Origin of the sequence: uncultured Allobaculum sp. (assembly GCF_948576815.1) — a bacterium.
GTDB lineage: Bacteria > Bacillota_I > Bacilli_A > Erysipelotrichales > Erysipelotrichaceae > Allobaculum > Allobaculum fili.
Map to the genome: position 1 here is coordinate 1 of NZ_CAPAEZ010000067.1, position 14274 is coordinate 14274.

Below are 14274 nucleotides of genomic sequence, written 5' to 3' on the forward strand. Positions count from 1 at the left end.
GCGTATCTAATATTCAGTCTCGCGTATACCCGTCGATTGTTTGACACTTACTTTCTATTTCTGATTCGAAGTCCTATTAAAGAAAAACGTTCAGATTTCGCCTCGCCTTTGCGAGTGAAGCGAACACCTGAACGTTTTTCTTTATTAGACTTGATTTCCTATGCCTGAGGGCAGCTGCGGCTGTCTTTTCGGTTTCCATGCTGTCTCTTCATCTTCGGAATACGCGAAGATCTTTAAAAGCGTCTTCGATTTCGTTTCTTTTCATCGCTGCGGATTTCATCGAGGCAGTCTTCCTCCAGAATACCGCTCTCCCGTACACAGGCCGCTGCAGCGCTGACCGCCTCAAAATTCAGCTCTGTCCCTTCCGCATCGGGTACGTAGCTTGCGGTGAATCGGGCATCAATTCCGATCTCGGAGCCTGCTTTTTCGGCATCGATATTGGCGCCGAGGAAAATAAATTTCCAGCCGTATTTTTCTTTTTCGTACTCAATCATCTTTCGAATCTGGCTGGCGGAATAGTACATGCTGTCGTTTTCCAATCCGTCCGTAATGATGACAAACATCACCTGGCTAGCTCGGTATTTCGGATTCATGTGCCGCTGTGACGCGATGATCGAATCCATCGTCCTTCCTACCGCATCATAGAGTGCGGTAGACCCGTGCGGTATGTAGTCTTTACGGGTCATAGGACGCACTGCCTGAAGATCGAGGCGGTTGTGGATTGTATGCGCCCTGTCGTTGAAGAGAACCGTTGTGACTTTGCAGTCGCCTTTTACATGACGCTGCTTTTCGAGCATGGAGTTGAAACCTCCAATCGTATCTTCGGTCAGATTGTACATGGAGCCGCTCTGATCGAGAATAAAAACAAGTTCAGTTAATCCTGCTGTCATAGAAGAAAACCTCCTTTTCTGGATGAATCCATCCTACAAAAGAAGGCTTTTCTTCAGGTCGCCCGAAAAGCGACATTTAAAACGGTACGGCGACATCCAATTGGCCGGCTGTCTGAGCATCAGAGCGAGCCGAGCAGCGGCTGATCGTAGAGAAAGAGAACCTCATTTATTTTAAAAATGTCGTATTTCTGCTTCTGGATAAAGAATTCAACAATCACATCGAACAGCAGCGAACGCGACAGAGCGTAGCCCGCACTTTCGAGCAGCTCATCGGTTTCCTGGAGAGTAAGCTTCAGCGCTATGGCCAAAGACAGGATCGTTTTCTTGCTGGGGATGTAGTTTTTGCGGCTTCGGATTTTGGAAAAGAGCTTGCGATCGAGATTGGCCCGCTTGTATACATCCACATCGCTCATGCCTTTGGCATCAATCAGATGGAAAAGCTTCTGATTAAACGGTTCATCGACGATAAAATGATCTTCCTCGTCTTCAGGCATTCCTTCTGCTGCGGCAGCAGTTGCAAAATGAGGCGCTTCAACGAGTGAAGGTGCGGCGTGGACAAGCTCTTCCTCATCATCCAGTTCAAAATCATCCAGTTCAAAGGATTCCGACCGTGATCGGTCAGTATGTTCTTCCGCATAATTGTCTTCAATATAGCTTTCCACTTCACCGGCCAGTTTTCGACTTTGCGCGAAGGATTCCCGGTTAAACACCACCAGATAGACATCCATCTCATGATCTTTCAGAAAATCCAGAATGGTCGTCATGGCGACCTGAAGCGCCTGGTCTTTAGGAAAGCCGTAAATTCCGCTGGAAATCAGAGGAAAGGCAAGACTGCGGATCTCATTTTCATCGGCCAGCTGCAAAGCACTCTGATAGGTTCTGGCAAGCAGGGATCTCGCCTCTTCTGGAGTGTAACTCGCAAAAACTGGACCTGCCGCATGAATGACGTATCTTGCCGGCAGCGCAAATCCAGGCGTAAGAACCGACTGGCCGGTCGAAATGGGTGCCAGAGGCTTGCAGGCTTTTGCCATTTTTGCCGCGCCTGCTTTCTGAAAGATGGTCCCGCACACGCCGCCGCCCTGGGCCAGTGATCGATTGGCCGCGTTCACAATGGCGTCGACGTGCATTTCCGTAATATCATTTCGAATGAGCTTAAATGGCATACGTGTCCCTCCTGCCTGCTGTCTGGTTTTTCAATCGTCTTCTTTTATCGTACACAGATTTGAAGCCGAAACGAACGAAGAAAACGGAATTTCCGCTTCCGCAAGCTCATTTCTATTTATACTGTTTTTATTGATTATTCGTATAGTTTGATTTCTATTATCATCTATATATTGCAAACGCTTTTCGAACCCGGGATACTGGACAGAAGAAAAATTCAATCCAGTTGAATTCATCAGAAAGGACAAAATTTGTACAGACAGAGAAATAGATACGAAAAACAGCAGGCGGCACATAGCGATGCGCAAACCTGCTGTTTTTCATTCTTGCCATTATTCAAAATCCCGCTCTTAAAAATGCACCCTTGCTCATAAAATCGGATACCATCGAAGCAGATCGCCGCACCCTTCGGCTTCGATCCGCTCTACCGCCTGCCGAAGCCGCTCTTCCGGCGCAGGTATCGTCCCGGCGCGGGATATCCTTTCCCATTGCACCCGCTTCTTCGGGTCAGGGTCATTCATTCCGGCCTCAATGCGGGCCGAGAGAATTGCCCGCATTTCTTCCACCGTGATATTCCATTCACGGGCCAGCCTTTCAATTACGCGCCTGGACCAGTTTTCAATTGACAAAAACAGCTCATTTTTATCCGTTCAATGGCTGCATTTACTGTTTCAATTCACTCACAGAAACCAGATCACTATCGATTTGCGCTGCTCCATTCGCAGTTCAGCGGGGATCTCCTTTGGATTTCCGCTTTTTTCGCGTCGTCTGCGCCGCAAAACGGCTCAGTCCAGACAAAGGAAAAGCTGCCGTAAGGAATTCAGTTCCTGACGATAGCCTGTTCATTTCCTGTGGTGAAAAAAGCAGCTGGACCGGTTTTGGACGCTTATTCCTTGCCTGGATCCAGTGTAGATGAGACAGATCCGTCTGAGAGATTCTGGAGGGATCTTGCCATCTCGATTTTCTGCAGAAACGGTGCTTTCTTATCTTCCGGCATGTTTTTACAGATGGTTTTCCATTTGTTAAGCCGCCACAACAGCCACGCATCATAATCCGCGTCCCGTTTTGGATGAACGCCAAAATACAGGGCCTGAGGCGACAGCGTACCATCGACCGCCGGCGATTGCTTCTCTGCTTTTGGAGGGCGTATATAAAGCAACGGATAAAAATGGCCGTCCTGAATCATCCGCTCGCGGACAATGGTAAAGCCATGATCGCAGAGCCACTGGCGCAGATGTTCGGTATCCTTATGCGGAGAAAGCAGCAGGGACGATACTCGATCCGGAAGCGGACTGGCCGCAAGAATCTGTTCGATCTGCGTACCGCCCATGCCGGCGATCAGAATCTGATTCACATCGTCTTCTAATCCTTCGATCCCGTTTCGAAGGCGGCAGAAGATCCGATCGCTAAGACCCGCCTGAGCGACATTGGCTCTGGCTGATTCGAGCGGGCCTTCCCGCAAATCACAGGCATAGGCTTTCTGCACTTTGCCGTTTAGAAGAGCCTGAATGCATACGAAACCGTGATCACAGCCGATATCCGCAAGTACTGGACCTTCGACTTCCTGCGCCAGAATGTTCAGGCGTTTGGATAGCGTCGAAAGTCCGGGGAGTTTCTGAATTTCCATTACTGTTTAAAATCCTTCAGCCGTTTGGAGCGGGCCGGGCTTTTGAGCTTGCGCAGCGCCTTGACTTCAATCTGGCGAATGCGTTCGCGCGTCAGCGAAAACGCCTGTCCGACTTCTTCCAGGGTACGGGGCTGACCGTCATGGAGGCCGTAGCGCATCATGATGACTTCCTCTTCCCTTTTGTTCAGCGTTTCTAACGCGAGCGCGATTTCGTCCTTGAGCAGCTGGTTGTGGGTGTATTCCACTGGAGAAATGGACGTTTTGTCTTCAATGAAATCGCCAAGATGCGAATCGTCTTCTTCGCCGATCGGCGTTTCGAGCGAAACCGGTTCAAGAGCGATCCGCTGAATTTCACGGACTTTTTCCGGTTTCATATTCGGAAGCTTTTCCGCAATTTCTTCCGGAAGCGGATCGCGTCCCAGATCCTGAATGAGCTGACGCTGAATACGCGTCAGCTTGTTGATCGTCTCGGTCATATGGACCGGAATGCGAATCGTCTTGGACTGGTCAGCGATGGCTCTCGTAATGGACTGGCGGATCCACCAGGTCGCGTACGTTGAAAACTTAAATCCGCGCTTGTAGTCGAATTTTTCGACCGCCTTGATCAAGCCGCAGTTTCCTTCCTGAATCAGATCGAGCAGCGGCAGGCCGCGCCCGTTGAACTTTTTGGCAATGGAAACGACAAGACGCAGGTTGGAATTGATCAGCAGATCGCGGCATTCCTTGCGTCCTTCTTCCTGGTAGCCTTTGGCGGCTTCCTTTTCCTGCTGGGCGGTGAGCAGAGGAATCTGACCGATTTCGCGCAAATACATGCGTACGGGATCGCTGCTGCGATTTTTGGAATTTTCCTCAAATGCCTTTTCGAGTTTTTCAATCTCGTCATAAGAGGCCCTGCGCGACTTTGCGGTTTGGCTGAAGTTCTCCTCTTCTTCCTGAGTGCTTTCGCTTTCCAGTTCTTCTTCTAATTCTTCTTCCTGGTCTTCCTTAAGCTCCTGATCCAGTCTTCCTTCCAGAGCTTCGCCGAAGTCTTCGGGAAAGGGGTCCTTCCTGGAACGGACAGGCTCGTCATCGAGGTCGTCGGCTTCGAGTCCCTCCGTATCCGAATCGAGTTCGAGGACCTGGCTGTTTCGGATCCATTCAAACAGATCCTCATTTTCTTCATCACTCAGATCAAGGGAAGCAATCATCTCCTGAAAGTCACAAAGATCAACCGCTTCTTTCTGATCTCTCATAGAAAGCAGATACTCTTTCGCTTCGTCGAGCGAACGGAATTTCCTGGCTTTTCTGGTCATCGTATCAGGTTCCTTTCTATGTCTCTTTTTCCAATTATGAAAATTCGCCCGCCATCCCTGTGCGAAATGGACAGCGAGGCGATGGACAGCGTGCGGTTTAACAAAGACGCATGCCGTGAATAGAACGGTCCATTCGTGCAGCTCAGAACTGGACCGTCTTTTTGAGCCGGTTCTTTTCGAGAACCAGCGACTGTTTCGTTTTGGTCAGTTCTATTTTTTCGCTCAGATCTCTCGCCTGATGAATTTGCCTCGTCAGGGAATCGATCTTGTGCGATAACATATCCGATTTAATTTTGCAGACGGCATCGTCGAAAAACTGAGGAAGCAGATCGGAATAGTCCGGCCATTCCGCCAGTTCAACGAGCAGATCCCGCGCATCCGGCTCTTCTATCTGTTCGATCAGAATGGCCGGATCCAGCGAGGCATCGGTCTTATACGCATGCAAAATGTAGAGAGACAGTCTCGAACAGGCGGGATTCGAGAAGAAGCCGACCTGCTCCTGAAACTGCTTCAGAAAGCTCTCATGAAACAGAATGGACCACAGGACGGATTTTTCCGCCTGCAGACGGCCTTTGACAACCGGCGGGATGACCGCTGGAGCGGCATTCCCTGCTGCTTTTCCGCCTTTTTTAAAGCGGTTTGGCTGCCAGACAGGCTTGAGGGGTTCGGCGGTAAAGGAAAAGCCGGTCAGTGCTTTCAGCTTTTCAAACGCCGCATTCTGTTCGAACGATTCGAGGGTCGTTCGAATGATCGACTCCATGGCGCGAGCGTACTGCTTCTTATCCTCGTAGTTGTTGAGATTGTACTGATTTTTTAAATAGTCGAACGCGAAGGACGCGTACGAGACGGTCTGTTCAATCGCCTGTTCCAGTCCTTCCCGGCCGTAGGCATTGAACACTTCATCCGGATCTTTTCGCGGCGCATTGGCGACGATGGAAAAGCGGATTCCGGTATTCTGCACTTTCTGCGCAAATTTCCAGACCGCGTTCTGGCCTGCCTCATCCTGGTCATAAAAGAGCGTGACCGGAACGTTCAGCGCGGCGATCAGGCCGAGCTGCGTATCCGTCAGCGCTGTTCCTAGACAGGCAATACCTTCTTTGAAGCCGCCTTTGGCCAGTCCCAGTACGTCCATGGCGCCTTCGCAGAGAATGACGCGGCCGGCTTTGCGGGCTTCATCCTTCGCGCGGTGATAATTAAAAATCAGCGAACTTTTATCGTAAAGCTCCGTGGACGTCGTATTGACATACTTCGGTCCCTGCGCCGGCGGCAAAATACGGGCGGTATACCCAACCGGCTTACCGTTGGCGTCATGGATCGGAATCATAATCCGGTTGTAAAAGCTCGGGATGAGATCGTTCGTTCCAATCTGAACCAGACCGGTTTTTTCCAGCATGGTTCGATCGGAAATGCGATGCGTCAGATAGTCCTTGACCATGCCGGCTTCCGGCGCATAGCCGATTTCGTATTCTTTCAGTATTTCTTTCGAAAAGCCGCGGCCGCTCAAATAGGACAGGGCCTTCAGTCCGTCCTGACTGAACAGCTCGTACGAACAGTACACCGTAAACAGGCGCAGCGTTTCGTACGCGTCGCGGTTCTGAACACTCTTTTCATCCGGTTCAGCCTTCTGAATGTTGAGCGGATAGCCGATCCATTCGGCAGCTTTCGCCGCTGCTTCCGGAAAAGAGATATGTTCAATGTTCTGAATGAAGCGAAGCGCATTGCCGCCGGCGCCGCAGCTGAAGCATTTATAAATCTGCTTGTCCGGGGAGACGCGCATGGATGGCGAATGGTCGTCATGAAACGGACAGACACCAAGATATTCTTTTCCCTTTTTTTCGAGAGGGACATACCGCTCAATGACCGAAATGATATCGGTCTGATCCAAAATATTACGAAGATCCTGTTCAGGAATCTGCATGAAACTCAGGCTCCTTTCCCTGGGGGATCACGCCGTTTTATGAAAACAAGCAAAGAGCCGGAGGCAGAATTCGGCTCTTTGATCAGTAAATGAAGGAAATAGCAGTCGTACGTCGCGTATCGTTTTCGCCCCGTTTTCGCTCTGTTCAATCGTCGACGTTTCGTTCACTGTGCAAATGAACAAAATGCGTAACTTTTTAATCCGGGCGGATGACAAAATGAGGTGAAGGGTACTCGCTTTTCGACGCGGCGAAATGGATCCCATTCCATTCGTAATACGCAAAAGGAATTTCTCTTCTCGAATCAGCTGCTGCTCCCAGAGCGGGAGCAGCCTGAAATGGAAGAGCCTAGGCAAACTGAACGCGGGAAGCGATGTAGTCTTTCACTTCAGTCAGCGGAATGCGGACCTGTTCCATGGAATCGCGTTCACGAACGGTTACACAGCCGTCATTTTCCGTTTCAAAGTCAACGGTGATGCAGAACGGCGTACCAATCGCATCCTGACGACGATAGCGTTTACCGATGTTATTGGCTTCATCGTAGGTTACGGAGAAGTCGCGAGCGAGATCGCCGCAGAGCGCTCTGGCCTGTTCGGAAAGCTTTTTGGACAGCGGAAGAACGGCTGCCTTATATGGAGCGAGGTAAGGATGCAGGCGAAGAACGATACGGCTGTCCTTTTCGGAAATCTGTTCGTTTTCGAGAGCCTGCGACATAACCGCAAGAATCAGACGCTCAACGCCGACGGAAGGTTCAATAACATACGGAATGTATTTTTCATTGGCTTCCTGGTCGAAGTATTCCAGAGACTGCTTGGATGTGTTCTGGTGCGCTGTGAGGTCAAAGTCGGTACGGTCAGCAATGCCCCAGAGTTCGCCCCAGCCGATCGGAGCGCCAAAGAGGTACTCGATATCGGTGGTTGCGTTGGAATAGTGGGAAAGTTCTTCCTGATCATGAGCACGCAGGCGCAGACGATCGGAAGTCAGGCCGAGGTCATGCAGGAACTGTTCGCACATGCCTTCGAGTTTCTTGAACCATTCCAGATCGGTTCCCGGCTTGCAGAAAAATTCGAGTTCCATCTGTTCGAATTCACGGGTACGGAAAATGAAGTTGCCCGGTGTGATCTCATTACGGAACGATTTACCGATCTGGCCGACGCCAAACGGCAGTTTCTTACGCATGGTGCGCTGTACGTTTTTGAAGTTTACGAAAATGCCCTGTGCGGTTTCCGGGCGCAGATAAATTTCATTTTTCGCGTCTTCGGTAACGCCCTGGAACGTTTTAAACATCAGGTTGAACTGGCGAATCGGGGTGAAGTTGTGCTTGCCGCAGTTCGGGCAGACAATTTCGTGCTCGTCGATGAATTCTTCCATCTGCTTGTTGGTCCATCCAGCGGGATTGACCTTGCCCTCGGTGGCGTCTTCAATCAGGGTATCTGCGCGGTAGCGGGTTTTGCAGTCCTTGCAGTCCATGAGCGGGTCGGAGAATCCGCCGACGTGGCCGCTGGCTACCCATACCTGCGGGTTCATCAGAATGGCCGACTGAATGCCGACGTTTTCCGGCTGTTCCTGGATGAAGCGTTTCCACCAGGCGTTTTTGATATTATTTTTCAGTTCGATACCAAGCGGACCAAAATCCCAGGTATTGGCAAGGCCGCCGTAGATTTCGGATCCCTGGTATACGAATCCGTAGTTTTTCATGTGTGCGACGATATCGTTGAAGCTTGCGTAACTCATAATATTCCTCCATTCATCTCCTAAATAAAATAGTGAATCACTCAATTATATGCCTTTCTGTTTCAAAAAAGAAAGAATCGATCCATTTGTTGGTCTTTGCAGATGGAAAATGAGCGGGATGTGACAAATTCTTTTTCGAATTGTGCAGTCTCGACAATTTGCAGTCGCCCTTGTTTCCAGAAGAAAAGCCGCCCCGTATTCAAAGAAGAAAGCCGGACGAACGCTTCGTTCTCTTCTTCGCAGGGGCGGCTGTTTTTGTCTTTCCAGTTTACGGCTTTCTATCGCAGCGACAGATCGCCGATCGGGATCTGGTTCTTCTTCTTTTCGTTCCAGGCATCAGCAAGCTGGTCGAGCGCGCGCTTGAGCGTCGATCTTGGGCAGGCGGCATTGAGACGCATGAATCCACTTCCTTCCTGACCGAACATCACGCCGTCATTGAGCCAGAGATGCGCTTTGTTCAAAAAGAAGTCGTGCAGTTCTTCATCGCTCATCTGCAGGCCTCGGCAGTCGAGCCAGAACAGGTATGTTCCCTGCGGAATGGCCATGCGAATTTCCGGAATGTGTTCTTCCAGATACTTCTGGATAAACCGCGCGTTTTCGCGGATACAGGCGTTCAGCTCATCTACCCACTCGGCACCGTGCTCGTAGGCAGTCTGACAGGCGACAAGGCCGAGAACATTGGCCTCGCCCATACCGCAGCGTGACATCGTCTTGCGTACGGCTTTGCGAATGGTTTCATCTGGGATGATCAGGTTGGAATCCTGCAGACCAGCCAGGTTGAATGTCTTGGATGGAGCGGTGCAGAGAACGAGCTGATCCGCAATGGTCGGATCCGCTTCCAGCATGGTCGTATGACGATGATCGGGATCAAAGTCCATGTGAATTTCATCGCTGACCAGCACAATATCGTACTTTTTGCAAAGGGCAGCCAGACGCTGGAGATCTTCTTTAGCCCGGACGTTTCCCGTCGGATTATGCGGCGAGCAGAAGATGATCATACGCACTTTTTTCTCTTTGAGCTGCGTCTCCAGATTTTCAAAATCGATGGAATAGATGCCGTTCTCTTCCTTTAAAGGACTGCATACCAGTGTACGGTTCAGTTCTTCAATACTGTTTTTGAACGGGTGATAAACCGGAGGGAAAATCAGAATTGGATCTTCCTCTTTTGTGAGTGCCTGAATCAGGATTTTAATCGCCGGAACAATACCGGGCGCCGTTACGATCCAGTCTTTTTCAATCGCGGTATGATGGCGGGATTTCATCCAGTTCTGTACCGCCTGTAAATACTTATCCCATGGGGCGGTGTAGCCAAATACGCCCAGCGCGCAGCATTTTTCCAGCGCATCGCGTACGGCTTTCGGTGCGGCGAAATCCATATCTGCAATCCAGAGCGGAATCATTTTCGGATCGCTCAGCATCGGACCGGCATGATACTTCAACGAATGATCGCTCGAGCGATCGACAGCATGATCAAAAAGTCTTTCTGCCATAAATTTTTCTCTTTTCCCGTCTTCCTGCTTTTGGATCGATCTTCTTTCATGCACGAAGACGCTTTCCTGTCTTTTCAAAAAAGAAATGTGCCTCAAAAAAGAAATGCGCCGTTTCGCGCATTTCCTGAGTTTACTGGAATATTCTAATCGTTCTCATTTTGTATGGAAATAGTGTGAATCCTCAATCAGCGCAACGGAGAGATCATCTCCGGACTGGACTTCGTCCACTCTTGCTTTTAAATACGCCTCTCTTTGTTTTTCCTTCACACGGGATACGTTCCAGAAGTCGAACAGTTCATCCACATGACAGACGACGCCCTGGCCGTTCCAGCCGCAGATCGTATCGAACACGCCATCGGTCGCGATAAAAACACGACGAACCGGAAGCGGCGAGCCCAGAGAATTGAAAAAGGCCCAGTGCCTGGAATCGCGCAGCGAATAAACCATCGAAGACGTCTTGATCTCGGTAACCATCATCGCAATCGAACGATCGGTTCGTTCATACAAAATACCGCCGTCTCCGGCCAGACCGCCCCATAGTTTTCCTTTGCGATAAATCGCGACCAGCATTGTTGTGGACGCGTCGCCTTCTTCAATGCCTTTCGCGTTTAAATAGCGAATCATTTCCTGTCGGACATGAACAAAAAGACTGCGCAGCAGGCTGTCCATTTCTGCATCCGGCGTATTTGTGTGTAAATGCGAACGAAGATAGGCGACGCTTTCTTTCACGCAGAATCGGGAAGCTTCTTCACTGTGCGAAGGTTCCATCCGGTAATTGAGTGATACCCCATCGCACAAAACGGCGATGGTCGCATTGTGAATCTGCAGGGCGATCGCTGCATCCTGATTGGGCATTTCTGCTTGTTTGTGCCAGGTTCCCTTACGGCTTTCGTATAAGGCAATCATCGATAACTTCCCTCTTTCTGTCTCCCCATTGCAAGCTGTTCTGGTTGTCCGCACGGCGCAATGCTCGAACCATCCTCCGGGTTAGAGTAACTTGGAGGCGTTTTCAGCGCTTTGGACAGTTCTATTGTACCTGAGTCGATCCTTTTCTCTTTCAGGGGTACATTTGCGGCTGTTCTGTCCTTTTCAAACGAAGGATACGAGCTTGATTCACAAAACGGACTTCCTTGCTTTCCGGAGATTTCGTTCGAACTTCAAGAGAGCCATTCCGATTCGGACAACCGAATTGATTGGCTATATTGAAAGCGGATTTTCGACCTGCCGGCTGACCAAAAATTTTTCCAGAAACCAGGAAAGGGTTTCAGAGGAAATGGACGTATGACTGATCAACGCCTCCCCGAAGGTAAACGGAAAGACCGCCGTCGCCCTTGAGGAAGTACGAAAAGAATTCGAAAAACTGGGTCTGGAAACGATAATGGTCCACATCGACAACAAGAATATTCACGGCTGTATCATTGGATACCCCGTTTACTTTGCAAACGTAAACGAATATACGTTCCAGCGGTACCTGTTCTACTCCACACGGTTTGATAAAGCGATGAAATTCGGAGGGACACATACCGCGGCGGAAATTCGAGTACTTTTGATGAGCTCAATAAGTACTCACCATTGGCGGAATGCCGGTTGTGTCGTCCAACTACTGGAACATGGTGTATGGACGGCTCTCCGGCGAAGCGAAAGAAGATGTGGAATGTCTTAGCACCATGCGTCAGCTTGCCCGCAACATGACCTTCTTAATACGCGCTTCAGGACGCGAAAGAAAAATACGGTTTTCCGGAAGAAGAAGCGCATGTCATGACCAACTTCATCCGCTATAACCATAAACAGTAATTTCTTATTTGACGGTCTTATCCCCTTCAATTTCTGCTGATATTGTTTCAGCGAAAACTGGAGGGTTTTAAATGCCCAATTCTCTTTTCATTCGAAGCAGCCAATTGAGCAGGTACGGATCTGAGGGGATGTCCAGAAATCTGTGTAAATTCGATTTTTTAGCAGTTGAAATATTTGGTCGTACCGAACAGCAAAAAACCTTCGCTGAATGGTGAGTGAATGAAAATTTCTGAAGCGACCCTTTATAGCGGGCGCCCTCCGCTGCCAGACTGGCGACGTTCCTGCCACTTCTTCTCAAGCTCCACGATCCGCAAATACAAAGTCTTATATACCGCATCATCGCTGGGGAACGAGCCTTTTTTTCATTCATAGGCCCCCGCGCGCGGCGGCCCACCCTTGGTTAGTTGAAATATGGATGAGGGATCGTTGAGCCCTCTTTTATTATTTTTAATGAATTTCTCTTCGCAATTTCGATTCCTGATAGAATCGCTTTGTACCAGAGCACTGGAAAAGCACGTTACGCAAATAATTCATAATGATAATTATTTACCTTTCATGAGACTGTTTTTTTATAAGCCGCTGCCGATTCGAATAGTACCCTTGGATAGAAATTCATTACGAATAGTCTGTACATTTTGTTTAGGCCGTCAGCTTCATCAGATTGGCGAGCTCTTACAGAAAGAATCGACTTCTCTGCTCTGGTTCCTGTTTCTTTCAGAAAGGAGCTTAGACATGACCATTCAGATTCAAAAGTCCGTCTGCGCCGGACTCGATGTTCATAAAAACAATGTCTACGCCTGCGTCTGCTGTTCTGTGAAAGATCCTAAAACCAATGTGGATGTTCTCAAGCTCAAATCGAAAAAGTTCAGATCCAACCATACGGATCTTTCTGAGATGTGTGACTGGATTCTTGAGATGACGAAGAAAATTCTGAAATCTCAGCCGCATGATCCGATCGATGTCTACATGGAATCCACCGGAAAATACTCCACACCGGTTTACAACGTCTGTGAAGAGAAAAAGCTGATTCCGCATATAGTCAATCCAAAACACGTGCGGATGATCACTGGTCAGAAAACAGACCAGAAGGACGCTGCGTGGATCGCAGAACTGGGAATTAACGGCCTTCTCAGGGAATCCTATATTCCCGAACGGCGCATTTGAGAAGCCAGACGACTGTCACGCACGCGGACAAAACTTGTTTACGTCAGAGGCGACAATATCCGTCGCATTCGAAATATCCTGACCGAAGCCAATATCCGACTTGATTTGATCTTCTCGGGTGTTGAAGGGGAATCGGCAAGGAATGTTATCCAATACCTGCTGGACACGGAGGAGCCGGTACTGGAAGAAGTACAGAAGCGGATGCGTAAATCGTGCAGTATCATCAAGTTTGCCAATGCTCAGGAGCGTAAAGAAAAAGAGGAAGAACTTTATAAAGCGTTCGCCGGCGCCAAGTTCTCCCCCTTGCAGAAATTTGAGCTCAAATCCGCCTATCAAAGAATTGACCATACGGCTAAGCAGATTCAAGACTACGAATCTATGATGCAAGAAACTCTTGAACCTTTCAAGAGCCAGCTTGAACTTCTGGAGTCAATTCCTGGGATTTCCCATCTCTCGGCGAAACAGATTCTCGGCGAAATCGGTCCGAAAATGGATTGCTTCGTAAACGTGAAGCACTTTATAAGCTGGTGCGGCCTTTGTCCCGCAAGTAATCAGAGTAACGGAAAGCACAAATCAGTGAAGATAGGAAAGGGTGGGAGATACCTGAAGCCTGTACTGATTCAGTGCGCTCTCAACGCCGTTAAAAATCCATATTTTGGCAATAAGTATAAAGCCATTTCTGGCAGACGCGGCAAGAAGAGAGCTCTGGTGGCTATTGCGAGAAAAATGATGACAGCAGCCTATCACATGCGTTGAACCGGAGAATTTTTCCGGCCCGGTGATGAATCTGACGTATCGAATACAGCGGTCCCGGCTGAGAACGAGACGGTTGAAGAAAACAGCTGCACCGAAGCCGAGAATTTCGTGGAATTGGAGAACGTCCACGAAATTCAGAAAACGGCCGTAGAACGGGTTGAACTGACAAAAGAATCAGATCCAGTTCTTATTGAAAAGGTGCAGATCCTGCTTAAACAGATTGGAATTCCCCTTCAACTGGCAGAAACAACAACCAAGTCATTGTTGGTATAACGCAGAATACAAATGATGACGGCTAAGAAAAATTTCCCTTCGCAAGGAGGGCTTTTCGTCGTGCCTTAAATCATCTAAAGACTTTCACATTTTTTTCGAATTTTTCCAGTTTCAAATCCTTTGCGGAGTAAGCGTCAAATAAAAGACGGGTATTTTCTCGACCGCCTCCTTGGGATA

Annotated in this window: 12 protein-coding genes; 2 read left to right on the top strand and 10 right to left on the bottom strand. The window is 49.1% G+C overall.

What is annotated here, in order from left to right; translation table 11 throughout:
• Positions 1 to 233: 233 nt before the first annotated feature.
• The 10 genes from Q2J39_RS08865 to Q2J39_RS08910 form a co-directional block, all read right to left on the bottom strand.
• On the bottom strand, positions 234 to 890 hold the full coding sequence (locus tag Q2J39_RS08865; protein ID WP_288340323.1) for a vWA domain-containing protein: 657 nt from the start codon (positions 888 to 890) through the stop codon (positions 234 to 236).
• A gap of 119 nt (positions 891 to 1009) precedes the next feature.
• On the bottom strand, positions 1010 to 2053 hold the full coding sequence (locus Q2J39_RS08870) for a macro domain-containing protein (RefSeq protein ID WP_288340321.1): 1044 nt from the start codon (positions 2051 to 2053) through the stop codon (positions 1010 to 1012).
• 366 nt (positions 2054 to 2419) lie between these two features.
• Positions 2420 to 2680 carry a hypothetical protein gene (locus tag Q2J39_RS08875; RefSeq protein WP_288340312.1) on the bottom strand — a complete coding sequence of 87 codons (261 nt, stop codon included), beginning with the start codon at positions 2678 to 2680 and terminating at the stop codon, positions 2420 to 2422.
• A gap of 257 nt (positions 2681 to 2937) precedes the next feature.
• Positions 2938 to 3678, bottom strand: a complete 741-nt coding sequence (locus Q2J39_RS08880; RefSeq protein WP_288340306.1) for a class I SAM-dependent methyltransferase — start codon at positions 3676 to 3678, stop codon at positions 2938 to 2940.
• Positions 3678 to 4970 carry an RNA polymerase sigma factor RpoD gene (gene rpoD / locus Q2J39_RS08885; protein ID WP_288340304.1) on the bottom strand — a complete coding sequence of 431 codons (1293 nt, stop codon included), beginning with the start codon at positions 4968 to 4970 and terminating at the stop codon, positions 3678 to 3680. Before rpoD ends, Q2J39_RS08880 begins: the two co-directional genes overlap by 1 nt.
• Before the next feature lie 142 nt (positions 4971 to 5112).
• Positions 5113 to 6888, bottom strand: coding sequence for a DNA primase (gene dnaG, locus Q2J39_RS08890; RefSeq protein WP_288340302.1), 1776 nt, complete (start codon positions 6886 to 6888; stop codon positions 5113 to 5115).
• Positions 6889 to 7234: 346 nt separating this feature from the next.
• Positions 7235 to 8620: a glycine--tRNA ligase gene (locus Q2J39_RS08895; protein WP_288340300.1), complete on the bottom strand. Its 1386-nt coding sequence runs from the start codon at positions 8618 to 8620 to the stop codon at positions 7235 to 7237.
• A gap of 278 nt (positions 8621 to 8898) precedes the next feature.
• On the bottom strand, positions 8899 to 10110 hold the full coding sequence (locus tag Q2J39_RS08900) for a MalY/PatB family protein (RefSeq protein ID WP_288340298.1): 1212 nt from the start codon (positions 10108 to 10110) through the stop codon (positions 8899 to 8901).
• Positions 10111 to 10263: 153 nt separating this feature from the next.
• The gene (locus Q2J39_RS08905) at positions 10264 to 11016 is read right to left on the bottom strand and encodes a protein phosphatase 2C domain-containing protein (protein WP_230267965.1); all 753 of its coding nucleotides are present in this window, start codon (positions 11014 to 11016) and stop codon (positions 10264 to 10266) included.
• Positions 11017 to 11374: 358 nt separating this feature from the next.
• Positions 11375 to 11518 carry a hypothetical protein gene (locus Q2J39_RS08910; RefSeq protein ID WP_289068944.1) on the bottom strand — a complete coding sequence of 48 codons (144 nt, stop codon included), beginning with the start codon at positions 11516 to 11518 and terminating at the stop codon, positions 11375 to 11377.
• 1118 nt (positions 11519 to 12636) lie between these two features.
• Between Q2J39_RS08910 and Q2J39_RS08915 the strand changes: the two genes are divergently transcribed.
• Entirely contained in the window at positions 12637 to 13068 is a 432-nt protein-coding gene (locus Q2J39_RS08915; RefSeq protein ID WP_300968142.1) for a transposase, read from the top strand.
• A gap of 105 nt (positions 13069 to 13173) precedes the next feature.
• Positions 13174 to 13824: a transposase gene (locus Q2J39_RS08920; RefSeq protein WP_300968143.1), complete on the top strand. Its 651-nt coding sequence runs from the start codon at positions 13174 to 13176 to the stop codon at positions 13822 to 13824.
• The last annotated feature ends 450 nt before the right edge of the window (positions 13825 to 14274 follow it).

Bases quoted from the DNA above. Each gene is read 5' to 3' on its own strand.
- dnaG (WP_288340302.1), bottom strand. From the start codon at position 6,888: ATGCAGATTCCTGAACAGGATCTTCGTAATATTTTGGATCAGACCGAT.
- Q2J39_RS08900 (WP_288340298.1), bottom strand. From the start codon at position 10,110: ATGGCAGAAAGACTTTTTGATCATGCTGTCGATCGCTCGAGCGATCAT.
- Q2J39_RS08905 (WP_230267965.1), bottom strand. From the start codon at position 11,016: ATGATTGCCTTATACGAAAGCCGTAAGGGAACCTGGCACAAACAAGCA.
- Q2J39_RS08915 (WP_300968142.1), top strand. From the start codon at position 12,637: ATGACCATTCAGATTCAAAAGTCCGTCTGCGCCGGACTCGATGTTCAT.
- Q2J39_RS08865 (WP_288340323.1), bottom strand. From the start codon at position 890: ATGACAGCAGGATTAACTGAACTTGTTTTTATTCTCGATCAGAGCGGC.
- rpoD (WP_288340304.1), bottom strand. From the start codon at position 4,970: ATGACCAGAAAAGCCAGGAAATTCCGTTCGCTCGACGAAGCGAAAGAG.
- Q2J39_RS08880 (WP_288340306.1), bottom strand. From the start codon at position 3,678: ATGGAAATTCAGAAACTCCCCGGACTTTCGACGCTATCCAAACGCCTG.
- Q2J39_RS08870 (WP_288340321.1), bottom strand. From the start codon at position 2,053: ATGCCATTTAAGCTCATTCGAAATGATATTACGGAAATGCACGTCGAC.
- Q2J39_RS08895 (WP_288340300.1), bottom strand. From the start codon at position 8,620: ATGAGTTACGCAAGCTTCAACGATATCGTCGCACACATGAAAAACTAC.